Below are 22,914 nucleotides of genomic sequence, written 5' to 3'. Positions count from 1 at the left end.
GACTGCCGATATCAGAATTGGTTGTTGATGCCAAACTTGAAGTTCTGCGTCTTGTCGAAGTCTTCCTTGAGAACCGGGATCGCGTAATCCAGACGCAACGCACCGAAGGGAGACTGCCAGACAACACCGACACCGACAGAAGCGCGCAAGGAGGCGTCTTCGCCGTCGATGCCGTCGCCCCTCAGGTCAACGTCGTTGCCGAACAACGTGCCGGCGTCGGCGAAGACCGCGCCGCGCAGGTTGAAGTCACGCGGGAAGCCGGGCATCGGGAAAGTCGCTTCGGCCGATGCCGTGAAATAAGTCGTACCGCCCAACGGATCGTCGTTGGTCCCGGAAACGCGCGGGCCGATACCCTTGTTTTCGAAGCCACGAATGTCACCATTGGTCAGCGTGAACTGGTCGAAGACGTTCAGATGGTCGCCAAAGCCGATGACATAACCCGCCGAAGCCGAGACCGAACCGATGATATCGGCATCGTCGGCGAGCAGACGGTAGTAACGGGCCTTGCCGTAGAGCTTGTAGAACTGCGAGTCACCGCCGAGACCGGCAATTTCCTGCGTCGCCGTCGCATAGATGCCTTCGCGTGGCAGGACCGTATCGTCGAGGGTGTTGTAGGTCAGCGTCTGGGAGACGGAAGAACGCGTCCACGGGCTGTCCTCAACGAGGTGCTGATACGGAGCGGAGAGATCGGAAAGATCGCTGTTATCAGCATCATACTTCATCTGCTTGTAGTTATAACGGAAGGTCGTCGCCAGATCCTCGGTAATCGGCGCGGTGACGCGCAGGACGACGCTGGTTTCCTCGTAATCGTAGTTGTCATTGCTCGACGTTTCGCTGCGGTTGACATCGAAGCCTGCCGCCAGACGGTAGCCAAGGAAATAAGGCTCGGTGAAGCTGACGCCGTAGGCGCGCGAGCCTTCCTGACCGCCGCCGGCCGAGATGCGGATATACTGGCCGCGGCCGAGGAAGTTCTTTTCCTCGATCGATGCTTCGAGCAGCAGACCGTCGCCGCCGGCAGCATAACCCGCGCCGACACCAAACGAACCGGTCGACTGATCCTGCACGTCGACGACCACCACGACACGGTCGGGCGAGCTGCCCGGCTGGGTGGAGATATTGACGGAAGAGAAATAACCGAGCGCTTCGAGGCGACGCTTGGCCTTGGTGATCATCTGCTGGTTGAAGGCGTCGCCTTCGCTCATGTCGAATTCGCGACGGATGACGTAGTCGCGCGTGCGGCTGTTGCCGCGGATCTCGATGCGCTCGACATAGGCGCGCTCGCCCTGGTCGACCAGATATTCGACACCGATCGTGTTGTTGTTGAGGTCGCGGTTACCGCGCGGCGTGACGCGCGCAAAGGGATAACCGGCAGACGCCACCTGATCGGAGATCGCCTCGATCGACTTCTGCACTTCCTTGGCGTTGTAGACCTGGCCCTCGTGGGTGCGCACGAGCGGCTGCAGCTGGTCGGAGCCGACGCCTTCGACGGTCGACTGGACGGTCACTGGTCCGAAGTCGTAACGCTGGCCTTCCTCGATGTTGAAGGTGAGCGTGTATTTGTTGGTCGCGTCGTCGAAGGTGGCATCGGACGAGACGATGCGCATGTCGGCATAGCCGCGATTGTAGTAGAACTGGCGCAGCGCTTCTTCGTCGGCGTGGAGCTTGTCTTCGTTGTAGACGTCCTTGCGGGTCAGGAACGAAAGGAAGTTCGAACGCTTGGTGGCGATGACGGCAGCCAGGCGGCCGGCGCTATAGGCATTATTGCCGACGAAGTTGATCGAATCGATCTTGGTGCGGTCACCCTCGTTGATAACGAAGGCGAGGTTGACGCGGCCTTCGCCGAGCGGCACGACCTGCGTCGTGACTTCGACCTCGCTGCGGCCGGTGGCCGCGTAAGCTTCCTTGATCGACTGGATGTCAGCCTGAATCTGGGTGTCGCTGTAGGGACCGGCAGCGTGGGTCTGGACGATCGTCGCGAGCTTGTCGTCCTTGATCTTGCGGTTGCCGTTGAAGACGACCTGATTGACGAGCTGGGCTTCCTGAACGTTGACGACGAGCGTGCTTCCGGAAACCGAGATCTTGACGTCGGAGAAGTAACCCGTCCCGTAGAGCTGCTTGACCGAGGCATCGATATCGCTGTTCGAAAAACTCTTTCCGGGAGCGATGGTGAGGTTCGACCGAACGGCTTCCGCGCCGACACGGCTTGCGCCGCGCACATCGATGCGCTGGATAACCGCGGCCTCAGCGGCCGTAGCAGAAACGAACGTCAAAGCACCTGCGCCCGAAGCAACAACACTAGCAGACAGCGCAACCGCCGATACTGCGTTCAAAAACTTTGAACCAGCCTTCATTTCACCCATTACCTTTTGTTTCCCTCGTCCCCGGTTCCAGGAGAACCCGATTCCGGTCACGTGTGTCGTTTTACCCGCTTTTGACATACAAGCAAGGCAGGTCGTTAATTTCTGTTTACTTCATTTGCAAGCGTGACCCATTCGCCACTACAGCCTTGAAACATCGTAAATAAATAGTAATTACCCTCGCCTTGCTCGTTTACCCTCTCAACGAGCCAATGTCGTTCCAGGTCGTGAAAACCATCAATGTCAGTATCATCGCCAGGCCGATGCGAAATGCAATTTCCTGGGCCGAAGAGCCCAGCGGTTTCCCCCTCACCGCTTCCACCGCATAGAACATCAGGTGGCCGCCATCAAGTACCGGAACCGGCATCAGGTTAAGCAATCCTATCGAAACAGAAAGCACCGCCGCAAGCTGCAACACCGCGCCTATCCCAAGCGACGCCATCTGGCCCGAGGCTTGCGCCACGCGGATCGGCCCACCCAATTGATCGGCGCGCATCGTTCCGCTGAAGATGTTGGCGATATATTTGAAGGTACCGGTAACGATATCCCGGGTCTGGAGCACAGCCTCGCGCAGCGCCTGGAGCGGCGTATAGGTCTGCAGGCGGAAATTGCCGGCCTGCTGGTTGGTAACGATGCCGATCTGGCCGACCTCAGCCTTGTTGCCGAACTGGTCAGTCATGTCGGTGCGTTGCGGCACCATCGGCAGATCGAGCTTCTGGCCACCACGCTCGATGGTCACGACGATCTTCTGGCTCGGACGGATGCTGACATAGCGGCGTACATCGTCGAAGGTCTCGACCTTGCCGCCATCGATGGCGACCAACAGATCGCCTGGAAGGATGCCAGCGGCAGCCGCGGCACCATCAGGCTTGACCTCGGCAACGACAGGATCGGCGATCGTGCGGCCATAGACCGAGAAAAGAATGGTGAAGATGGCGATCGCCAGCAGAAAATTGGCGATCGGGCCAGCTGCAACGGTTGCAGCGCGTTTCCACAGCTTGGCGCCGGCAAATGAGCGCGCCCTGTCCTCCTCGGACATGGCGGCGATCGTGTCGGTGTCGGGCTTGCTCGAGGCATCCTCGTCGCCGAAGAACCGGACATAGCCGCCAAGCGGGATCACCGAGATCTTCCAACGCGTTCCGTGGCGGTCGGTGAAGCCGAATATCTCCGGACCGAAACCGACGGAAAAGGCAAGGATGCGAATGCCGCTCCAGCGCCCGACGAGGTAATGGCCCATCTCATGCACGAAGACGAGCAGTGACAGCACGAGGATGAAGGTAACGATATTCCCCATCAAAAATGCGTATATGCCGCTCAGCGTTTCCATGAGTGCCTTCCGTCAGACTGCCGCGTTGTCAGAGTCCGAACAATGCCGCGCCAAGCGACGTCATTCCGGTCCCCTTTATCAGGGAAAAAAGCCCTGCAAGCAAGAACGCCGAAAAACAGGCAAAAATCAGTCCGTCGACACGGTCCATGACGCCGCCATGGCCCGGAATGAGACGACTGGAATCCTTGACGCCGAATTTCCGCTTGATGAACGATTCGAAAAGATCGCCGGACTGGCTGCAAACCGAGAGAACAAGCGCTGCGAAGGCGGCGATGATTTCAGCGCCCGGAAGGAGAAAATGGACGAGAACGACGCCGGCTGCGACCGCCGAAACGGCGCCGCCGATTGCGCCGGACCAGGTCTTTCCCGGCGAGATCGACGGGGCAAGCTTCGGTCCGCCGATCGCCCGGCCGACGAAATAGGCAAGGATATCGGTTGCCCAGACGACGGCAAAAACGAAGAGCATGGCGTAAAGGCCAGGCCGGTCATCGCTTCTGATCGCGGCAAGCGCCAGGCCGGTGGCGCCGGCATAAAACAGGCCCAGTGGCAACCAGCGGCTCGTGCCGTGCAGGATAACCAGGGCTATGCCAACGGCAGTGACGCCGACCAGCATGCCGGCAGCGAATTCGAAATTGCCGACAAGCACGAGGAAGGCGATCGCCGCCTCACCGATCCAGCCGACGGCATTGGCGATCCAATCCCGCGCGATGCCGGTGATCTTCGACCATTCATAATAGATCAGCAGGCCGATGATGACCGCCAGGATACGGAAGGCAAGGCCGCCATACCAGGTGGCGACAAGAACGATGGCCGCAAGAATCAGTCCTGAAACGATGCGGAGCTTTAATTCCTGCTGCATCAGGTGCCGACCGCAGCCGCCTGCGACGACAGGCCGCCGAAGCGCCGGTCGCGAGAGGCGAATGTCTCAAGCGCCGAGCGGAAGATCTCAGGGCTGAAATCCGGCCAGTATTCCGGAAGGAAGATGAATTCCGAATAGGCGGCCTGCCAGAGGAGGAAGTTGGAAAGCCGCTCTTCGCCACTGGTGCGGATAATGAGATCCGGGTCGGGGATACCTGCCGTATCGAGACGGGCATTGATCAGCGCGGGTGTAATATCCTGCGCCCTCAGGCGGCCAGCCTCGACATCCCGGGCGAGGCTCACCACGGCGCGGGCGATCTCGTCGCGCGAGCCGTAGTTGAAGGCGATGACGAGCGTCAGTGACGTGTTGTCCTTGGTCGTCTCCTCCGCCTCCAGCAGCAGGCCGAGAATGTCGCTGCGCAGGCTGTGGCGGTCGCCGATCACCTTGATCCGCACGTTCTGGCGATGGAGCTCGGCGAGGTCGCGCCGGATGAATGCCTTGAGCAGGCCGAGCAGATCGGAGACCTCGGCTTCGGGCCGGCGCCAGTTCTCCGAGGAGAAGGCAAAGAGGGTCAGATATTTTATGCCGGCTGCGCCGGCGGCGCGTACTGTCTCGCGCACCGCCTCGACGCCCTTGCGATGGCCCATCGTGCGCGGCAGACCACGCTGCTTGGCCCAACGACCATTGCCGTCCATGATGATGGCAACATGCTCTGGCACAGTCACAAATATAGATTCCGACATTTCCCGTCCGGTCTTTCCAGGCAAAGGCACAGATCCACTAGACCTGCATGATTTCCTTTTCCTTCTCGCCAAGCAAGCGGTCGATTTCGGAAATCGTCTCGTCCGTCATCTTCTGTACACGTTCTGACTGCGCCCGGCTCTCGTCCTGGCCGATGACGCCATCCTTTTCGGCTTTTTTCAGGCCGTCCATGCCGTCGCGGCGGACATGGCGAATCGCCACCTTGCTCTTTTCTGCATAGTCGTGCGCCACCTTGACGAGCGACTTGCGGCGCTCCTCGTTCAGTTCCGGCAGCGGAATGCGCAGGTTCTGGCCGTCGACGATCGGGTTGAGGCCGAGATTGGATTCGCGGATGCCGCGCTCGACGGCACTGACCATCGATTTATCCCAGACGGAAACCGACAGCATGCGCGGCTCGGGCACGGTGATGTTGGCGACCTGGTTCAGCGGCATGCGGGAACCATAGGCCTCGATCGTCACCGGGTCGAGGATGTTGGCCGAAGCACGGCCGGTGCGCAGCGATGCAATGTCGCCCTTGAATGCGGAAATCGCGCCGTCCATGCGGCGCTTCAGTTCCTTGATATCGATACCTTCACTCATGTCGATGCTCCCGTCTGGCGAGGGCTGCGCCGAAACCGCGGCGCAGCTTTATCAGTTGTCGGAGACGATGGTCTTGAGGCCACCGCCCGTCAAGATTTCAGCAAAACCACCCTTCTCGTGGATCGAGAAGACGATGATCGGAATGGAATTCTCCCTGGCGAGCGCCACGGCGGCAACGTCCATCACCGCAAGCCCCCTGTCCAGCACTTCCTGGTGCGTCAGCCGGTCGAGGCGAGTCGCATCGGGATATTTCTTCGGGTCGGCGGTATAGATGCCGTCCACCTGCGTGCCCTTGAAGATCGCTTCCGCGCCCATTTCGGCGGCGCGAAGTGCTGCGGCGGAATCGGTGGTGAAGAAGGGGTTGCCGGTGCCGCCGGCAAAAATCACCACGCGTCCCATGGACAGGTGATAAAGGGTTGCGCGCTGCGAAAAGCTCTCGCAGATCTCGGGCATGGAAATGGCCGAAAGCACCACCGTATCGATGTTCAGCTTGCGCAGCGAGGTCGCCAGCGCCAGCGCGTTGATGATGGTGCCGAGCATCCCCATATGGTCGCCGGTGACCCGATCGCCGCCCTTGGACGCCACCGCGACACCGCGGAAAATATTGCCGCCACCGACGACGACGCCGACTTCCACGCCCATATGCCGTGCCTCGGCGATGTCGGATGCAATGCGGTCCGCCACCGTCACATCGATCCCGAAACCCTGGCCACCCATGAGCGCTTCGCCGGAAGCCTTGAGTAGAACGCGTTTATAGACAGGCTCTGAAGACATCTTGGCTCCTCGTAAATTGCCGTGAATGCCCGATACACGAAGGGCACCGCGTTGTCACGCGATGCCCTTCGTGTTTTCCCAATTATGGCTGGAAGATCAACCCTTGACGGCAGCCGCAACTTCGGCCGCGAAATCGGTCTCTTCCTTCTCGACGCCTTCGCCGAGCAGCAGACGGGCCATGCCGGCAACTTCGATCGGCGCGCCGACGGCCTTTTCAGCTTCCTTGATGGCGGCGGCGACCGTCAGATCCGGATTGATGACGAAAGCCTGCGAGAGAAGAGCGACTTCCTCGAAGAACTTGCGCATGCGGCCTTCGACCATCTTTTCGATGATGTTGTCAGGCTTGCCGGAAGCGCGCGACTGCTCGATGAAGACGTTGCGCTCGCGCTCGGCGACGGCGGCATCGACTTCTTCCGGCCGGATCGCCAGCGGCGCGGTCGCCGCGATGTGCATGGCGACCTGACGGCCGATGGCATTCAGGGCTTCCTTGTCGCCAGTCGACTTCAGCGCAACGAGAACGCCGAGCTTGCCGAGGCCGTCGGAAACAGCATTGTGGATATAGGTGGCGACGACGCCGTCCTCGACGGATAGAGCGGTCGAACGGCGCAGGTTCATGTTCTCGCCGATCGTTGCGATCGCATCCTTGATGGTGTCGGACACGGACTTGCCGGATGCCGGGTAGGTCGCAGCGGCAACGGCGTCGACAGTGCCGTCGGTCGAGACGGCGACCTTGGCGATGCCACGGACGAGTTCCTGGAAGGCATCGTTACGGGCGACGAAGTCGGTTTCGGAATTGACTTCGACGACGACGGCCTTGGTGCCCTGGCTCGAAACGCCGATGAGGCCTTCGGCAGCGGTGCGGCCGGACTTCTTGTCGGCCTTGGCGATGCCCTTGGCGCGCAGCCAGTCGATCGCCGCTTCCATGTCGCCACCGGTTTCAGCAAGAGCCTTCTTGCAGTCCATCATGCCTGCGCCGGTCTTTTCGCGCAGTTCCTTCACCATTGCAGCCGTAATCTCGCTCATTAGCTTCCTCTTGTCGGTTCATACGGTGGGCCGTAAAGCGCGGCTCAGCACCGGATTGAGGCACGAAATGTACCTGTATGTATGACAGCGTGATGAAGACGCGCCATAACGAAACTTCTCTGGCGAAGAGCCTGATGCCTTCGCCCTGAAACAGGCAAGGCCGCCGAACTTCGATGAGTCGCGAGCGGCCTTTCCCAGTCTCTGTAAGCTTTGGCGGATCTTTCGATCCGCCCGCTTTCATCAGCCTTCGGCTGCTTCCTCGAGAGCCGGTTCGACCGGAAGCTCGGAGGATGCGCCGAGATCGCGGCCGGAAGAGCCCTGCTGACGCGCGATACCGTCGATGGCGGCGCGGGAGATCAGCTCGCAGTAAAGAGCGATCGCGCGCGATGCGTCGTCGTTACCCGGGATCGGATAGTCGATCAGGTCCGGATCGCAGTTCGAATCGATGATGGCGACAACCGGGATGCCGAGGCGCTTGGCTTCGTCGATCGCGATCTTTTCCTTGTTGGTGTCGATGATGAACATCAGGTCAGGCGTGCCGCCCATATCGCGGATACCGCCGAGGGCCTTGTCGAGCTTTTCACGCTCGCGCTCGAGGTTCAGGCGTTCCTTCTTGGTGAAGCCCTGGGCTTCGCCGTTCAGGATCTCGTCGAGCTTGCGCAGGCGCTGGATCGAGTTGGAGATCGTCTTCCAGTTCGTCATCATGCCGCCGAGCCAGCGCGAGTTGACGTAGTACTGGGCCGAGCGCTTGGCGCTGTCGGCAATGATCTCAGACGCCTGGCGCTTGGTGCCGACGAAGAGAACGCGGCCGCCGCGGGCAACGGTGTCGCTGACGACCTGAAGGGCGCGCGACAGCATCGGAACGGTCTGGGCCAGATCGATGATGTGAATGTTGTTGCGATCGCCGAAGATGTACGGCTTCATCTTCGGGTTCCAGCGATGCGTCTGGTGGCCGAAGTGAACGCCTGCCTCAAGAAGCTGGCGCATAGAAAAATCAGGCAATGCCATGCCTTGTTACTCCTTTTCCGGTTGAACCTCCGCAAGGCGAACAGCACCCTCTTCGAGGATGCCACCGGTCGGAACAGCCCGGATTTCTCCCGGACGATCCCATGCCTTACGTGTGGAATGCCGGTGCCCATACATTCGATTTGGCGCAAAAGCAAGGCTTATGCCGAAAAAACCTGGCTCAGCTTGCCAGCGTCGGCAGCAGCGACAGCATGACGCCTGCGTCCGGCATCGGCAGGATGGCATCGACCTCGGCCGGCAGCAAGGTGCCAATCGCGCTGTCGGCGTTGCCGGTGGCGGTCCCCAGCGGACCGCGGAAGCCATGCCTCGTCCACGCAAGTTCCTGGAGCTTCGGGCTGGACAGCGCTTCGATCAGCCGGTTGGCATTCTCGTCGACGACGATCAGCGGATGCGCTGAATAGACGGTCGGACGCGGATAGAGCACCACCGGCTTTGCGCCGGCACTCGCCTTGATGCGGTCCCAGCGCGCGGGATCGGCGAGGATCCATTCGACCAGCTGGTTCTCATAGCCGACGATCATCGGCTCACCGCCGAGGCCGCCTGCGAGATACTGATCGAAAAGTTTGCCTGACGACGGCGACTTGAAGCCCATGTTGCGGAAGATCGCCTGCACCTTGCCGCCGAAGGTTGCGAGGTCGCCTGATGTCGCGACATTGCCGCTGAAAAGGCTGAGCACCAGGCCTGCGAACATGAAGCCGGAATTCGAGCGGTTGGGATCGGTCGAGACGATGCGGGCGCGGCCATAGAGCGAATTGACGCCGAGCTTCGACCAGTCGGATCCGGCAAGGATCGCATCAAGCAGCGCCTTGAGGTCGAGCTGATGATGGCCATCGTTCGTCACCGTCACCAATCCCGCTTTCATCAATCCATCGACAACGGGCTGCCAGGAATAGACGACGATGGGCGTGTTCAGCACAACGCGGTCGTTGCGGATAGAAATGCCGTTTTGCCTGGCGATATCGACCATGATCGAGGAGGACGGCCAGAGGAATTGCGGATGCTGCGACAGCAGCGCCTGTTCGCGGACCATCTCGACGGAGCCGGCCACGCGGCTGTCCACCGTCAATCCGTATCCGCCGAGCGCCCTGACGACGTCGGGGTCGGCGAGGAAGGCCTCCTTCTCACCGCCGACGAAGCCGAACAACGTCGTGCGGCTGCCGAGCAGGCCTTGCAATTCCGGCCGATCCCGGACGGCGAAATAACCGCCGGTGCCGACGACGCCGGCTCCGAGCAGTCCCACTCCAAAGGCGCGACGAGAAAGGGCCATCAGCGTCCGATATCCTCTTTGAGCGATGCCTGAATGAGGCGCAGATCGGTGTCGAGCGTGCCGAGTTCCTCATCGACCAGGCTGTCGGCATAGTGGACGAAGGCCTCTTCGAGCTTGACCAGCACGCTGCGCACTTCCTCCAGTTGCTTGGGGTCGGGAACGCGCTTGGCCTCGATGACGGCAAAACCCTCCGCCACCTCGGCGGCACGCGGCAGATAGTAGGAGAGGAACCGCCGCACGGCATTGGCGCTTTCGGGCTTGGCCTCGACCTTGCGAAAGACATCGGCGGCAATCTCAGCGAGATGCCGGACAGCGGCTGCCATCCGCTTGTCACCGATCGCATCCGCTGCAGTCTCCAGGCGTTTGGCAAAGGGAACGGCGGCCTCCAGCAGGTCGCGGGCAAAGGCGATGCGTCCGCTGCCGATGCTCTTGATATCGAGGCCTTCGAACAGCCGGCGCGGCGCAAGCAGAATGACGAGGCCGGCAAAGACCAGAAGGGCTATGATGACGGCGATCCAGAAGGGCATGCCGGCGACAAAGCTCAAGAGCGGCACGGTGATTGCCGCCGCCAGTCCCGCCACGATCCAGTTGCCGTCATTGCCGAGCCAGTTGCGCATGCCTGTCCTAATTGTAGCCTCGCGCCGTGCGGAAGGCGGTGGCGAGATCCGAACCGCCGTCGAAGACGCGCGCTGAGGTCAGCTTGGCGAGGCTGTCGAGCTGGGTCTTGTCGGCATCGCCGAATGTGATGCCGAAGATCGGCACATGCGGCTCCGTCGCGTTCCATGCGCGCATAAAAGCCTGGCTTTGATCATCGGACTTGCCGTCGGTCATGATGACGATGGCAGGCAGATAGGTCGAGAGCCTGTCGGTTCGGGCAATCTGCCGCAGGGCCTGTTCGGCGCAGGCATACATGTTGGTGCCGCCATCGGCCTTCTGTCGGGAAATTTCGTTCAGCAGCCCTTGCTGCTCCAGCGGGTTTCCACTCGCCATGAAGGTGTTGCGCACGCTGCCGTCGAAAGGAATGACGATGATCTGATCGGCGGGCGACCATTGCACCAGCACCTTGCTCGCTTCATCTGGTGTCAACAGGAAACGCATCGCCTTCTGCAGTTGGTCCTCGCCGTCACCCTGCATCGAGCCTGAAAAATCGAGGCAGAGCGCGGTCAGCGACGGCTTGCGCAGTGCTGCCTGATAAAGGGTGAGCGCCTGGCGGATGACGCCCGCCTCCGGCATGCGGATCGCGGTCACGAGCCGAGCGGGATCGAAATTCCAGCTTGGGTCCGGTTTTGCGGCAACGCCGGTCAGCGGAATGCGCCGGCCGGTATCGGCGATGCGCTGCTGCACCGGGGCCGAGCTCAGATAGGCGAGCAGATCGTTGAAGAAGGTCTGGACTTCGGCACCGCGGCCATGATCGACGAAACCGATCGGCGAATCCGCCATGGCCACACCATCAGCCGGATAGATCGCGTAAAGCGGTTCCTGCGACAGGGCGGCGAGCTTGTCGTTGGTTTCCTTCAGCACCGCCTCGTAATTCCACATCGCGTCATAGACCGTGCCCTTGCCGGCGGATTCGACGTAGAGATCGGCAAGCCAGCCGGAGGAGCCGGAAGAGCGCACGACTCCTGAAAGCAGCGACCGGACGCTCTCCTGGACGTGTCTGTCGTCGAGGTCGCCGGGTTCGATCACCGGTTTGTTGCCGAGCGCGCTCGACAGCATGGCGAGATAGGCGCTGGCGCCCGAATTGGATTGCGTCGCCGAAGTCATCAGGAACTTCAGTGATCCGCTCTCGACGGCAGCGAGAATGTCTTTCATGAAGACATCCTTGCCGATCCAGCCAAGCTGTTGCGCCTTCGATCTGCGTATACCCAAGACCACCGGCGTCTGAGCGATCGAGGTCAGGCTCTTGACGCGGCGCTTGGTGTCGAACATGTCGACCCAGACGCTGGAGGCCGGCCAAACCGCATCCTGCGCGACACCCTGGTCGCTCTGCAGCGCCAGGCCGATATCGAGCGTGCCTTCATATTTGAAGGTGCAGGTGGCGTTCTTCTGCTTGCAGAATTCCTCGACGATCGGCTGTAGAACGGTGTTCTCCGACCCCGATACGATCGAGAAATCCGGCCCCTGACCGAAGGGATTGCAGCCGGCAAGAGGCAGAGCGGCAAGAAGTGCCAGGCCTGAAAGCAGTGCTCGCATCGTCATCTTGCCGATCACGCCTGGGTCATCGCCTTCTTGAGTTCGATCGTCATCTGCTCCATCTGCTGCTCGGCGAGCGCCCGCTTTCGCCGGCCCTCCTCCTGAACCTGCAGCACGCCTGATATCGTGTCGATCAGATCCCTGTTCGCCTTGGCGAGCGTGTCGATATCGACGATGCCGCGCTGCGACTGTTGCTCGATGGCGATCGCCTGATCCTTCATCATCTCGGATGCCTGGCGGATCATGTCGTTGGTGGCATCGGTCACCGCCTTCTGCAGGTCGAGCGCCGATTTCTGCCGCGTCAGGCCGAGCAGGATCACCATCTTCTGCTTCCAGGCCGGAACCGTCAGCGCCGAAGTCGCCTGCAGGTTCTCGATCAGCGTTTCGTCGCCCGCCTGAACGATGCGGATCTGCGGCAATTGCTGGATACCGAGCTGGCGGGCCTGCTGCAGGTAGAAGACCCGCTTTTCCAGCCGGTCGAGCGCCTGCAGGCTGTCCTGATAAGTCTGCGCCTCCAACATGCCCCCGCCGGGGCCCGTTGCCGCCGCCTCGGCTTGCGCCTTCAGTCTCGGCAGCTCGACGCTGCGAAAATGCTCGGCGAAAGTCTTGCCGGCCTGGACATAGGCCTCGAGCCGCATGATCGATTGCCGGGTTTCCTCATGCAGGTCGTCGAGCAGCGCGATGTCGCGCCTCAGCGTATCCTTGTGACGGTCGAGCTCGAGGCCGATCCGGTCGATCTGGCCGGCCACATCCTCGAATTCCGCCTTGAAGCGTTCGAGCCGGGCCTTGGCCGAGAGAAACATGCGACTGAGGAAACCCTTATCCTTCAATGACGCCGGATCCAGGCTCTTCGATTTGAGGATGATGTCGGTCAGCAGGCGGCCGACATCGCCGAGGTCCTTGTTGCGGACTTCGCGCAGGATCCTGTCGGCATAATCGCTGACCGCCTGCTGGGCGCGGTCACCATAGACCGAGATGCCGGCGCGGTCGGTGATATTGATGCTACCGGAAATGCGGGCAATTTCCGCCGGATCGGCGACAACAACCGGCAGGGCGGCATTTTGAACAGTCGCGAGATCGGTATCGGCCATGGTTCGGGCTTTCAAGCTTGCGATGCGTAATGGTCTACGCGGTCTAAAAGATAGACGTCATCGCAATGGCTTGCCCGCTAGGATCGCACCGACCCGAAAAGCAGGACGACAGACGGCGACTCAGTCATCGCTGATCGCCGAACCATAGTGAATTTTATGATACAGTTTTATGACAGGCGAGCCTACTTGCAAACCTCGGCCTTGCGGTCGAGCAGCTCCAGCTTGGCGAGCTTGCCGGTCAGGACGAAATCGCCGTAGTCCATCGTCAGGTCGCGGGTGATGCCGTTCTCATAGAGCTTGAAGGACATGCGGTAGACCGGCAAAGCATCGGATTTCGCATTCTCGTTGAAATAGGCGATCGTCACCGGCCAGAAGGCCGTCTTGGAAAAGGCGCCCGCATTGCCGGCATCGGCTTCCTCGGCGATCGGTGTCTCCTGCTTGCCGACGATCGTCGTCGTCGCCAGCGACTTGTCGCCGTCATCGGAACCGTCGAAGACGCGCGCCTCGAAGAAGCGCTTGCCGTCCTTGGCGTGCTGGATCACATCGAGCATATGTTCAGTGGGAAAACGGCTTTCAGCAAGCTGCAGCTCGCGGCTCGCCGGCTGCCTGAGATCGACCTTGACGCCATCAGGCTGATCCTGCGCCGCACCGTTGACCTCCTTGTCGAGCTGCTCGTCGGTGAAGGATTTGGTGTCGAAGGTGAACTTGCCGTCCTTCAGGTTCTCGAAGGTCTTGGTCTGCTGGTCGCTGACACGCACGCTGTCGCCGGTGTCGATCTGCGTCACGAAGCGGAAATTGGTGGTGAAGCCCTGGCAATAGCTGCCGTCGAACTCATAGACCATGCGACCATACATGCCGGCGATGCCGGAGCGGTCCGAGGCGTCCTTCAGTTCCAGATCGTAGACCGCGCGATGTGCGACGAGGCCGGTCGCGATCGCAGCGCTAACCGCGGGCGCAGCCGCCCATGCATTGGCGGAAACGCTGGCGAGAAGCAGAGCGACAAGACTCGATCGGAACATTCATTAACTCCTGTTGGACTCGGTCGCGATGTTATAAGAACGCTTTCGGCCAAATCGAGGCTCGAAACTGTCATATTAAAGATTCTAGTCTTGATGCATAATTTTTGAAGAATTGACAACAAAAGCGGAGACGAAAATGTCCGATGAAATTGCAGCGCGCCTGATTGAGATGGGGATAACCCTGCCCGAAGCCGCAGCACCCGCTGCAAATTACGTTCCCTATGTGATCAGCGGCAATCTTCTCTACATCTCCGGCCAGCTGCCGCTCGAAGCCGGCAAGGTCGCCGTATCGGGCCATCTCGGCAAGACCGTCGACGTTGCAACGGGCCAGCGCGGCGCAGAACTCTGCGCCATCAACATCCTTGCCCAGGCGAAGGCGGCACTTGGCGGCGATCTCGGCCGTATCCGGCGCGTCATCAAGCTGAACGGCTTCGTCGCCTCGGCGCCCGACTTCGTCGAGCAGCATCTCGTCATCAACGGCGCTTCAAACCTGATTGCCGGCGTGCTTGGCGAAGCCGGCAAACATGCGCGTGCCGCTGTCGGCATGGCCGCCCTGCCGCTGAATGCCGCCGTCGAGATAGACGCTATCATGGAAATCGCAGAATGACCAATGTTGCCTGGATCAGGGACCTGCCGGTCGCCCATCGCGGCTATCACGATCTCAACACGCATGTCTGGGAAAACACACTGTCCGCCTTCTCGCGCGCCGTCGAAGCGGGTTTTGCGATCGAATGCGACCTGCACTACGCCTCCGACGGCGTACCGGTGATCTTTCACGACGAGGACCTGCAGCGCCTGTGCAACCTCCACGGCGACATCCGCGAGCGCACCTCCCGGGAACTCGGACTGATCGCCATTGGCGGCACGAGCGACAAGGTGCCGACGCTGCGCCAGCTCCTCGACCTCGTCAAGGGCAAGGTGCCGCTGGTGCTGGAGCTCAAGGGCCGCGAGGCCGAGGACGAAGGTTTCGCCGAGGCTGTTCTCGAGGTGCTCGAAGGCTATGATGGCAAGGTGGCGCTGATGAGTTTTGACCACTGGCTGCTGCGCGATCTGAAGGCGCTTGGCTCACCCTACCCGCTCGGGCTGACGGCCGACGGCAACACGCCGGAGGCGTTCAAGACACATGCGAAGGCGATGGAGATCGGTCTCGATTTCATCTCTTATCATTATGGCGACCTGCCGAACCCCTTTATCACCAGCGAACGCGAAAAGGGCATTCCTGTCATCACCTGGACGGTGCGTGACGAAGAGGCGCGCCGGCTTACATTTGCAAACGCAGACCAAATGACCTTCGAAGGCTTCGATCCGCGTGTGGTTGCTTGACGCTCGCTTTTTGGCCAAGATCATGCGCAGACTGCATAATTCCTTAAATCGGAGACGCGTGGCGCTGTAAGACAGAGCCGAAACCATCCTCCCACAGGCTTCGCATTTGTCCCATGACTGACGAACTATCCATTCGCGTCGAACGCTCCTTCACCGCGATTTCCCCGGAGAGCTGGGCCAAGCTTTCCGGAGCGTCGAAGACCTGCGCTACGATTGCCTACAACCCTTTCGTTTCACACGCCTTTTTATCGTCGCTGGAAGAATCCGGTTCGGCCGACGCAGAGACGGGATGGCTCGGCCACCACCTGCTGCTCGAGACCGAGCGCGGCGAGTTGATCGGCGCCCTGCCCGGCTATCTCAAGAACCACAGCCAGGGCGAATATGTCTTCGACCATGGCTGGGCCGACGCCTTCGAACGGGCCGGCGGGCGTTATTATCCGAAACTTCAGTGCTCGATCCCGTTCACTCCGGCGACAGGCCCGCGTCTTCTTGTCGCCGAGGGGCTGCAGCGGCTGCCGATCCAGAGCGCGATCGCCGAAAGCCTGAAGGAGGTTGTGCGGCGGCTCGGCATCTCCTCGGCCCATATCACCTTCGTGCCGGACGAAGAGATCGGCGTCTTCGAGATGGACGGCTATCTGCACCGCACCGACCAGCAGTTCCATTTCATCAATGACGGCTATGCCAATCACGAGGAATTTCTCGAAACGCTTGCCTCGCGCAAACGCAAGGCGTTGCGCAAGGAGCGCCGCGCCGCCCTCGAAAACGGTATCAGCATCGACTGGCTGACCGGCCGCGACCTGACGGAACGCATCTGGGACCAGTTCTTCAAGTTTTACATGGATACTGGCGGACGCAAGTGGGGCCGGCCCTATCTCACCCGCAAGTTCTACTCATTGATCGGCGAGCGCATGGCAGACGACATCCTGCTCGTCATGGCCAAGCGCGACGGGCGCTATATCGCCGGCGCGATCAACTTCATCGGCGGCGATACGCTCTACGGCCGTCACTGGGGCTGCATCGAGGACCATCCCTTCCTGCATTTCGAGGTCTGCTATCACCAGGCGATCGACTTCGCCCTTTCGAAAGGGTTGAAGCGGGTCGAGGCCGGAGCGCAAGGCGAACACAAGCTCGCCCGCGGTTACCTGCCGGTGACGACGCATTCCGCCCATTATGTCGCTCATGCCGGCCTTCGCCGGGCGATCGGCGATTATCTCGCGCGCGAGCGCGCCGATGTCGAACAGATGAGCGAGCTGTTGACCGAGCACAGTCCTTTCCGCAAGGGCGAGCGTCTGCAGGAGGACTGACGCCGCCGCATCGGCCGCGCCAGCCACTCAACGACGCATATTCCTTAAATCGGAATCGATTTAAGGATAAAACTATGCAGCAATTCAAAGTGCGACAGCGTCCTTTGCGCGTTTGAAAAGACGCACGGCGCTGTGAAAAACGAGGAGATTCGTGATGACCAGCCCGGCCGCTTATGACGACAACAACATCTTCGCCAAGATCCTCCGCGGCGAAATCCCCTCGCACCGGGTTTACGAGGACGAGCATACCATCGCCTTCATGGATGTGATGCCGCAGGCGCCGGGCCACGTGCTCGTCCTTCCCAAGGCGCCGTCCCGCAATCTCCTCGATGCCGATCCAGCCACCCTCACCCATGCGATATCAGTCGTCCAGAAGATCGCCAATGCGGTGAAGGACGTCTTCGACGCCGATGGCGTGTTCATCGCCCAGTTCAACGAACCGGCCGCCGGGCAAACGGTGTTCCATCTGCACTTCCACGTCATCCCGCGGCATGAAGGCGCGGCCCTCAAGCCGCATTCCGGCAAGATGGAGGACGGTGCCGTGCTCGCCGCCAATGCCGAAAAGATCAGGGCAGCGCTGGCGTAGGGTCAACACCTGTCGATTTCAGAGAATTCACCAGACAATCATTTGGAACAAGATCATGATCCGCCACACCGTCGCATTCCGCCTCAAGCACGAATCCGGCTCGGCTGAAGAAAAGTCATTCCTCGCCGACGCGCTGGTGCTTGCCAATATCCCGAGCGTGCGGAATTTCGAGCAGCTTCGGCAGACGAGCCGGAAAAGCGATTTCACCTTCGGCTTCTCGATGGAGTTCGACGATCAGGCTGGCCATGATGTCTATAACGTCCATCCACTGCATGTTTCCTTCGTGCGCGACCGCTGGGTGCCCGAGGTCGCCGACTTTCTCGAGATCGACTACACCAGGCTCTGAAAAGGGCGCATGCAGATCCGAAAACGAAAAAGGCCGCTGAGAACGCGGCCTTTTCCAATTCGGTGACGGTATCTTACTTCTTGCGTGGAACCTTCGGAACCGCGCTTCCCTTCTTCGGGGCGTCTCGCACCTCAGGCTCGGCCTGCGGCACCGCTTTGGCGCGGGTCTTGCGGGCCGCCTTCGTCTTCAGCTCGCCGTCATCCCCATCATCGCCTTCGGGATGCACGACCTCGGCTTCGGGCTTCGGCTTGATCGGCGCCGTTTCCGAAATGGCTTCGAGCACGATACCGGGCTTGCCGTCTTCCTTCGGGCCGACAGTGACGTTGACGACGCCGCCCTTCTTCAGCTTGCCGAAGAGGATTTCGTTGGCGAGCGGCTTCTTGATCGTATCCTGAATGACGCGAGCAAGCGGGCGGGCGCCCATCTTCTCGTCGTAACCCTTTTCCGCCAGCCAGGCGATCGCATCCTCGTGCAGGTCGAAGGTGACGTTCCTTTCGGAAAGCTGGGCCTCCAGCTGCATGATGAACTTCTGCACGACCTTGTGGATGACGGCCGTCGGCAACGCCGCGAAGGGAATGATCGCGTCGAGACGGTTGCGGAATTCCGGCGTGAACAGACGGGTCAGCGCCTCCTCGTCCTCGCCGGTGCGCTTGGACGAACCGAAGCCGATCGCCGCCTTGGCCATTTCGGATGCGCCCGCATTGGTCGTCATGATCAGGATGACGTTGCGGAAATCGATCTTCTTGCCGTTATGGTCGGTCAGCGTGCCGTGGTCCATGACCTGCAGCAGGATATTGTAGATGTCGGGATGCGCCTTCTCGATTTCGTCGAGCAGCACCACGCAATGCGGATGCTGATCGACGCCATCTGTGAGAAGGCCGCCCTGGTCGAAGCCGACATAGCCGGGAGGCGCGCCGAGCAGACGCGAAACCGTGTGCCGCTCCATATATTCCGACATGTCGAAACGCAGGAGTTCGACGCCGAGCGACGAGGCCAGCTGTTTTGCCACCTCGGTCTTGCCGACGCCGGTCGGACCGGAGAAGACATAGGCGCCGATCGGCTTGTTCGGCTCACGAAGGCCGGCGCGCGCCAGCTTGATCGAGGTCGAAAGCGCTTCGATGGCGATATCCTGGCCGTAGACGACCGAGCGCAGTTCCTTCTCGAGATTGGCAAGCACGGCTTCATCGTCCTTGGAGACGGTCTTCGGCGGAATGCGCGCCATCGTCGCGACCGTCGCCTCGATCTCCTTTTCGGTGATCAGCTTGCGGCGCTTGGACGGCGGCAGCAGCATCTGCGCCGCACCGGTTTCGTCGATCACGTCGATCGCCTTGTCGGGCAGTTTGCGGTCGGAGATGTAGCGGGCCGACAGTTCGACGGCCGACTTAATGGCGTCGTTCGAATAACGCAGGTGGTGATACTCTTCGAAATAGGGCTTCAAGCCCTTCATGATCTCGATCGCATCTTCGATCGACGGCTCGCTGACGTCGATCTTCTGGAAACGACGGACCAGCGCCCGATCCTTCTCGAAGAACTGGCGGTATTCCTTGTAGGTGGTCGAACCAATGCAGCGAATGGCGCCCGATGACAGGGCCGGCTTCAGGAGGTTCGATGCATCCATTGCGCCGCCTGAGGTGGCGCCGGCGCCGATCACCGTGTGGATCTCGTCGATGAAGAGCACGGCACCCGGATATTCTTCCAGTTCCTTGACGACCTGCTTCAGGCGTTCCTCGAAATCGCCGCGGTAGCGCGTGCCGGCCAAGAGCGTGCCCATGTCGAGCGAAAAGATCGTTGCATCGGCGAGCGCTTCCGGAACCTTGCCTTCGACGATGCGCTTGGCAAGGCCTTCGGCGATCGCCGTCTTGCCGACGCCGGGATCACCGACGTAGAGTGGATTGTTCTTCGAACGGCGGCACAGGATCTGGATCGTGCGGCTCACTTCGGCGTGACGGCCGATCAGCGGATCGATCTTGCCGCCCTTGGCCTTCTCGTTGAGATTGACGCAATAGGCCTTGAGCGCGTCCTGCTGCTTTTTGGGGCCGCCCTCTTCCTCGCCGCCGCGCGCCGTCGGCTTGCTGCTTTCGGCTTCGTCCTCGGCGCCGCGCGGGGGACGCGCTTCCGAAACGCCCGGGCGCTTGCCGATGCCGTGGGAGATATAGTTGACGGCATCGTAGCGGGTCATCTCCTGCTCCTGCAGGAAATAAGCGGCATGGCTTTCGCGCTCGGCGAAGATCGCGACGAGCACGTTGGCGCCGGTCACCTCTTCGCGGCCGGACGATTGCACGTGGATGACGGCACGCTGGATGACACGCTGGAAGCCGGAGGTCGGCTTCGAATCCTCGTCATAACCGGTGATCAGGTTGGAAAGTTCGTTATCGACATATTCGACGAGCGTCTTGCGCAGCGCGTCGAGATCGACATTGCAGGCACCCATGACCGCGGCCGCATCGGCATCGTCGATCAGGGCGAGCAGCAGATGCTCGAGCGTCGCATATTCGTGGTGCCGCTCGTTGGCAAAGGTCAGTGCCTGATGGAGCGCCTTCTCTAAACTAGGCGAAAATGTTGGCACGTTCAGATCCTCACTTCTTTTCCATGACGCATTGCAGCGGATGCTGGTGCTGCCGGGCGAAGTCCATCACCTGGCTGACCTTCGTTTCCGCTACCTCGTATGTGAATATTCCGCATTCGCCGACGCCGTGGTTATGGACATGGAGCATGATGCGGGTGGCACTTTCACGATCCTTCTGAAAAAAACGCTCCAGAATATGAATGACGAATTCCATGGGAGTGTAGTCGTCATTCAAAAGCAGCACACGATAAAGATTGGGCTTCTTGGTCTTCGGCTTGGTGCGCGTGATGACCGAGGTTCGATTTGCGTTGTCCCCGTTCCTTTCGCTGTCGTTCTGCATCCGGATCGGCTTTGCGATCATTGTCATTCATTCCTCAAGCAATCCAGCGGAGCATGGGAGGGTGCTTTTCCCGCCGAATATCTGAAACACTAACTTAGTTCATAATAGGCTGATTTTAAGCCCCCTGTCAGACACTGCAATCAAGAAATGGCCGGCATGCACGGGAAAGACCAAAAAAGTCCCCGGTCGATCCCATGCGGGCGCTGCAGCGAAAGTGGAAACAAAAAGACCGGCTACAGATGCGTAGCCGGTCTTCATTTTTCAATATGTAGCGCAGGTTGCGCCTTTGAAATCAGTTCAAGCAGCCGCAGGCGTCGCCGCCGACACCGACTTGGCGGTCTTGACGACCGCAGCGGCGATCGGTGCCTCATAGGGCTTGTAGGCTGATTTGGCGAGATCGGCATACATCTCACTGAGCTTCGTCGTCTCGGAGACAAAGCCTTCAAAATACGCCTTGACGTAGCTCGTCTGCAGCTCGAAGGCAGCCTCGAAGCTCTTGACGCCGGCCAGCGTTTCGAAATGCGTCACCGCGTCCTGAAAAGATTTCTTCGAATATTCAGTGGCTTCTGCGGCGATTGCCTGAAAGCCCTTAGACGTGTCGGTATAGGTCTTCAGGGCCGTGTCGACGGCTTCCTTGCTCTTCTTGTTGGCGTCTTCAAAGTTGAACATGAGCCATCCTCCGTTGGGCTGTTGGTGGCCGCAGGGTAGCTGCAATGCACAAATAGTCAAGTAGTCTTGTGCGTTGCAAAACATCCAAAGGTTGCATTACAATAACATAACAAAGGCAGCGCGCCGGGGCACGTACGTCTTTAACTGATTTTGCTAAAATATATCAGAATGCCGCAACCGGAAGTTTTGAATAAATTCTCGTTGCGAATCGAAAAAACGAAAAAAGGACCCAACGGATCGCGCCGTTCGGTCCTTTTGAAGCTTTCGAACGCGATCAGAGATCGACGTCGAGGATCGCCATCGAAAAGTTGTAGGAGCGGTCGCCGTCCTCGTCATCGATATAGACGACACCCAGAAATTCTTCGCCGAGATAGACTTCCGCAGAATCATCCTTGCGCGGACGCGCCTTGACGATCATCTGCGGATTGAACATGCGCTTGAAATAGGCGTCGAGCTTCTTGATTTCTTCTGGCTTCACTCTGTCATCTCCGTAAGCGGTCTTGATTGGCCGCTTCTTGCACAGGAAATGCAGCGGTGTAAAGGCAAGGTTGCCGTTTGCTCATGGCTCTCCCCGCTCGGATCCCGCCGACTTTTCCTATCCTTGTTTCCAACGGCGCTCAGATATCGGCGCCGATCACCTGGTCCATGTTGCGCGACGGCTCGGAACAACCGGCCTCACCGACGACCTTGGCCGGCACACCCGCGACTGTCTTTTTGGGCGGCACCGCCTTCAATACGACGGAGCCGGCGGCGACGCGTGAGCAATAGCCGATCTCGATATTGCCGAGGATCTTGGCACCGGCGCCGATCATGACGCCGGAGCCGATCTTCGGATGGCGGTCGGCGCCCTCCTTGCCGGTGCCGCCGAGCGTGACGCCGTGCAGGATCGAGACGTTGTCGCCGATGACGGCCGTCTCGCCGACGACGAGGCCGGTGGCGTGGTCGAGAAAGATGCCCTTGCCGATACGGGCGGCCGGATTGATGTCGGTCTGGAAGACGCTGGAGGAGCGGCTCTGCAGATAGAGTGCGAAATCGCGCCGGCCGCGGTTCAGCAGCCAATGGGCCAGACGATGTGTCTGCAGCGCATGGAAGCCCTTGAAATAAAGCACCGCCTCCATGAAGCGCAGGCATGCGGGATCGCGGTCATAGATCGCCTGGATATCGACGCGCAGGATGGAGCTCCAGTCAGGCCAGTCGAGGAGCATTTCCTCGAAGGTCTGGCGAAGCAGGTTCGCCTGCATGTCGGGGTGATCGAGACGTTCGCAGATGCGGTGGATGACGCATTCCTCGAGCGAATGGTAGTTGATCACGGTCGAATAGAGGAAGGCGGCGAGAACCGGGTCCCGTTCGGCGGCGAGCCGGGCTTCCTCGCGCAGGCTGTCCCAGATGGGATCCATCACCTTCAGCGGATGGCCTGTGTCAAAAGCACGAATCTCAGTCTTTGCGACCATCGCCGCTCTCCTCGCTGCCAGCCGGAATGCCGTTTTCGGAATGCCAATATAT

At 60.3% G+C, this 22,914-nt stretch carries 23 protein-coding genes; 5 read left to right on the top strand and 18 right to left on the bottom strand.

Features of this window, described 5'->3' with window-relative positions; genetic code table 11:
• Positions 1-11: 11 nt before the first annotated feature.
• The 13 genes from bamA to CUJ84_RS08615 form a co-directional block, all read right to left on the bottom strand.
• Positions 12-2,351: an outer membrane protein assembly factor BamA gene (bamA, locus tag CUJ84_RS08675; RefSeq protein WP_105008128.1), complete on the bottom strand. Its 2,340-nt coding sequence runs from the start codon at positions 2,349-2,351 to the stop codon at positions 12-14.
• A 199-nt stretch (positions 2,352-2,550) separates the two neighbouring features.
• Positions 2,551-3,684 (bottom strand): RIP metalloprotease RseP, encoded by a 1,134-nt coding sequence (gene rseP / locus CUJ84_RS08670; protein WP_105005881.1) that lies wholly within the window; start codon positions 3,682-3,684, stop codon positions 2,551-2,553.
• 28 nt (positions 3,685-3,712) lie between these two features.
• A complete protein-coding gene (locus CUJ84_RS08665) occupies positions 3,713-4,543 on the bottom strand; it encodes a phosphatidate cytidylyltransferase (protein ID WP_105005880.1) in 831 nt (276 codons plus the stop codon).
• Positions 4,543-5,286, bottom strand: a complete 744-nt coding sequence (locus CUJ84_RS08660) for an isoprenyl transferase (protein WP_018241889.1) — start codon at positions 5,284-5,286, stop codon at positions 4,543-4,545. The genes CUJ84_RS08665 and CUJ84_RS08660 overlap by 1 nt, the downstream gene beginning before the upstream one ends.
• A 37-nt stretch (positions 5,287-5,323) precedes the next feature.
• On the bottom strand, positions 5,324-5,884 hold the full coding sequence (frr, locus tag CUJ84_RS08655) for a ribosome recycling factor (protein WP_027684842.1): 561 nt from the start codon (positions 5,882-5,884) through the stop codon (positions 5,324-5,326).
• Positions 5,885-5,935: 51 nt separating this feature from the next.
• Entirely contained in the window at positions 5,936-6,658 is a 723-nt protein-coding gene (pyrH, locus tag CUJ84_RS08650) for a UMP kinase (RefSeq protein WP_105005879.1), read from the bottom strand.
• A 96-nt stretch (positions 6,659-6,754) separates the two neighbouring features.
• A complete protein-coding gene (gene tsf / locus CUJ84_RS08645) occupies positions 6,755-7,681 on the bottom strand; it encodes a translation elongation factor Ts (protein WP_018241887.1) in 927 nt (308 codons plus the stop codon).
• A 240-nt stretch (positions 7,682-7,921) separates the two neighbouring features.
• The gene (gene rpsB, locus CUJ84_RS08640) at positions 7,922-8,689 is read right to left on the bottom strand and encodes a 30S ribosomal protein S2 (protein WP_003559062.1); all 768 of its coding nucleotides are present in this window, start codon (positions 8,687-8,689) and stop codon (positions 7,922-7,924) included.
• A 178-nt stretch (positions 8,690-8,867) separates the two neighbouring features.
• Positions 8,868-9,974: a substrate-binding domain-containing protein gene (locus CUJ84_RS08635; RefSeq protein ID WP_105005878.1), complete on the bottom strand. Its 1,107-nt coding sequence runs from the start codon at positions 9,972-9,974 to the stop codon at positions 8,868-8,870.
• The gene (locus CUJ84_RS08630; RefSeq protein ID WP_105005877.1) at positions 9,974-10,591 is read right to left on the bottom strand and encodes a 5-bromo-4-chloroindolyl phosphate hydrolysis family protein; all 618 of its coding nucleotides are present in this window, start codon (positions 10,589-10,591) and stop codon (positions 9,974-9,976) included. Before CUJ84_RS08630 ends, CUJ84_RS08635 begins: the two co-directional genes overlap by 1 nt.
• 7 nt (positions 10,592-10,598) lie before the next feature.
• The gene (locus CUJ84_RS08625; RefSeq protein ID WP_105008127.1) at positions 10,599-12,167 is read right to left on the bottom strand and encodes a substrate-binding domain-containing protein; all 1,569 of its coding nucleotides are present in this window, start codon (positions 12,165-12,167) and stop codon (positions 10,599-10,601) included.
• Between the two features lie 14 nt (positions 12,168-12,181).
• The gene (locus tag CUJ84_RS08620; RefSeq protein ID WP_105005876.1) at positions 12,182-13,258 is read right to left on the bottom strand and encodes a toxic anion resistance protein; all 1,077 of its coding nucleotides are present in this window, start codon (positions 13,256-13,258) and stop codon (positions 12,182-12,184) included.
• Between the two features lie 182 nt (positions 13,259-13,440).
• The gene (locus tag CUJ84_RS08615) at positions 13,441-14,277 is read right to left on the bottom strand and encodes a cell envelope integrity EipB family protein (RefSeq protein ID WP_105005875.1); all 837 of its coding nucleotides are present in this window, start codon (positions 14,275-14,277) and stop codon (positions 13,441-13,443) included.
• Between the two features lie 136 nt (positions 14,278-14,413).
• Between CUJ84_RS08615 and CUJ84_RS08610 the strand changes: the two genes are divergently transcribed.
• The 5 genes from CUJ84_RS08610 (at position 14,414) to CUJ84_RS08590 (ending at position 17,836) form a co-directional block, all read left to right on the top strand.
• A complete protein-coding gene (locus tag CUJ84_RS08610; protein WP_105005874.1) occupies positions 14,414-14,884 on the top strand; it encodes a RidA family protein in 471 nt (156 codons plus the stop codon).
• Positions 14,881-15,600, top strand: coding sequence for a glycerophosphodiester phosphodiesterase (locus CUJ84_RS08605; RefSeq protein ID WP_105005873.1), 720 nt, complete (start codon positions 14,881-14,883; stop codon positions 15,598-15,600). The genes CUJ84_RS08610 and CUJ84_RS08605 overlap by 4 nt, the downstream gene beginning before the upstream one ends.
• 113 nt (positions 15,601-15,713) lie before the next feature.
• Positions 15,714-16,904, top strand: a complete 1,191-nt coding sequence (locus tag CUJ84_RS08600; RefSeq protein WP_105005872.1) for a GNAT family N-acetyltransferase — start codon at positions 15,714-15,716, stop codon at positions 16,902-16,904.
• Between the two features lie 154 nt (positions 16,905-17,058).
• Positions 17,059-17,490 (top strand): HIT family protein, encoded by a 432-nt coding sequence (locus CUJ84_RS08595; RefSeq protein ID WP_105005871.1) that lies wholly within the window; start codon positions 17,059-17,061, stop codon positions 17,488-17,490.
• Between the two features lie 55 nt (positions 17,491-17,545).
• Positions 17,546-17,836 carry a Dabb family protein gene (locus CUJ84_RS08590; protein WP_105005870.1) on the top strand — a complete coding sequence of 97 codons (291 nt, stop codon included), beginning with the start codon at positions 17,546-17,548 and terminating at the stop codon, positions 17,834-17,836.
• A gap of 73 nt (positions 17,837-17,909) precedes the next feature.
• On the opposite strand, the gene clpA is transcribed toward CUJ84_RS08590, so the two are convergent.
• From clpA to cysE, 5 genes are all read right to left on the bottom strand, one after another.
• Entirely contained in the window at positions 17,910-20,402 is a 2,493-nt protein-coding gene (gene clpA, locus CUJ84_RS08585) for an ATP-dependent Clp protease ATP-binding subunit ClpA (RefSeq protein WP_018073448.1), read from the bottom strand.
• A 10-nt stretch (positions 20,403-20,412) separates the two neighbouring features.
• A complete protein-coding gene (gene clpS / locus CUJ84_RS08580; RefSeq protein WP_017988219.1) occupies positions 20,413-20,763 on the bottom strand; it encodes an ATP-dependent Clp protease adapter ClpS in 351 nt (116 codons plus the stop codon).
• Positions 20,764-21,039: 276 nt separating this feature from the next.
• Positions 21,040-21,411, bottom strand: coding sequence for a phasin family protein (locus tag CUJ84_RS08575; RefSeq protein ID WP_018073447.1), 372 nt, complete (start codon positions 21,409-21,411; stop codon positions 21,040-21,042).
• A 274-nt stretch (positions 21,412-21,685) separates the two neighbouring features.
• On the bottom strand, positions 21,686-21,889 hold the full coding sequence (locus tag CUJ84_RS08570; RefSeq protein WP_003539277.1) for a DUF3126 family protein: 204 nt from the start codon (positions 21,887-21,889) through the stop codon (positions 21,686-21,688).
• A 139-nt stretch (positions 21,890-22,028) separates the two neighbouring features.
• On the bottom strand, positions 22,029-22,862 hold the full coding sequence (gene cysE, locus CUJ84_RS08565) for a serine O-acetyltransferase (protein ID WP_105005869.1): 834 nt from the start codon (positions 22,860-22,862) through the stop codon (positions 22,029-22,031).
• Between the last annotated feature and the right edge of the window lie 52 nt (positions 22,863-22,914).

The sequence above is a fragment of the Rhizobium leguminosarum genome (assembly GCF_002953715.1).
Taxonomy (GTDB): Bacteria; Pseudomonadota; Alphaproteobacteria; order Rhizobiales; family Rhizobiaceae; genus Rhizobium; species Rhizobium leguminosarum_V.
Note: the sequence above shows the minus strand (reverse complement) of the source record. Positions and strands in the feature narration are given on the sequence as shown.

Bases quoted from the DNA above. Each gene is read 5' to 3' on its own strand.
- tsf (WP_018241887.1), bottom strand. From the start codon at position 7,681: ATGAGCGAGATTACGGCTGCAATGGTGAAGGAACTGCGCGAAAAGACC.
- CUJ84_RS08615 (WP_105005875.1), bottom strand. From the start codon at position 14,277: ATGTTCCGATCGAGTCTTGTCGCTCTGCTTCTCGCCAGCGTTTCCGCC.
- bamA (WP_105008128.1), bottom strand. From the start codon at position 2,351: ATGAAGGCTGGTTCAAAGTTTTTGAACGCAGTATCGGCGGTTGCGCTG.
- frr (WP_027684842.1), bottom strand. From the start codon at position 5,884: ATGAGTGAAGGTATCGATATCAAGGAACTGAAGCGCCGCATGGACGGC.
- CUJ84_RS08600 (WP_105005872.1), top strand. From the start codon at position 15,714: ATGACTGACGAACTATCCATTCGCGTCGAACGCTCCTTCACCGCGATT.
- CUJ84_RS08620 (WP_105005876.1), bottom strand. From the start codon at position 13,258: ATGGCCGATACCGATCTCGCGACTGTTCAAAATGCCGCCCTGCCGGTT.
- pyrH (WP_105005879.1), bottom strand. From the start codon at position 6,658: ATGTCTTCAGAGCCTGTCTATAAACGCGTTCTACTCAAGGCTTCCGGC.
- CUJ84_RS08625 (WP_105008127.1), bottom strand. From the start codon at position 12,167: ATGCGAGCACTGCTTTCAGGCCTGGCACTTCTTGCCGCTCTGCCTCTT.
- rpsB (WP_003559062.1), bottom strand. From the start codon at position 8,689: ATGGCATTGCCTGATTTTTCTATGCGCCAGCTTCTTGAGGCAGGCGTT.
- CUJ84_RS08635 (WP_105005878.1), bottom strand. From the start codon at position 9,974: ATGGCCCTTTCTCGTCGCGCCTTTGGAGTGGGACTGCTCGGAGCCGGC.
- CUJ84_RS08595 (WP_105005871.1), top strand. From the start codon at position 17,059: ATGACCAGCCCGGCCGCTTATGACGACAACAACATCTTCGCCAAGATC.
- rseP (WP_105005881.1), bottom strand. From the start codon at position 3,684: ATGGAAACGCTGAGCGGCATATACGCATTTTTGATGGGGAATATCGTT.
- CUJ84_RS08660 (WP_018241889.1), bottom strand. From the start codon at position 5,286: ATGTCGGAATCTATATTTGTGACTGTGCCAGAGCATGTTGCCATCATC.
- CUJ84_RS08605 (WP_105005873.1), top strand. From the start codon at position 14,881: ATGACCAATGTTGCCTGGATCAGGGACCTGCCGGTCGCCCATCGCGGC.
- CUJ84_RS08575 (WP_018073447.1), bottom strand. From the start codon at position 21,411: ATGTTCAACTTTGAAGACGCCAACAAGAAGAGCAAGGAAGCCGTCGAC.
- clpS (WP_017988219.1), bottom strand. From the start codon at position 20,763: ATGATCGCAAAGCCGATCCGGATGCAGAACGACAGCGAAAGGAACGGG.
- CUJ84_RS08630 (WP_105005877.1), bottom strand. From the start codon at position 10,591: ATGCGCAACTGGCTCGGCAATGACGGCAACTGGATCGTGGCGGGACTG.
- CUJ84_RS08590 (WP_105005870.1), top strand. From the start codon at position 17,546: ATGATCCGCCACACCGTCGCATTCCGCCTCAAGCACGAATCCGGCTCG.
- cysE (WP_105005869.1), bottom strand. From the start codon at position 22,862: ATGGTCGCAAAGACTGAGATTCGTGCTTTTGACACAGGCCATCCGCTG.
- CUJ84_RS08665 (WP_105005880.1), bottom strand. From the start codon at position 4,543: ATGCAGCAGGAATTAAAGCTCCGCATCGTTTCAGGACTGATTCTTGCG.
- CUJ84_RS08610 (WP_105005874.1), top strand. From the start codon at position 14,414: ATGTCCGATGAAATTGCAGCGCGCCTGATTGAGATGGGGATAACCCTG.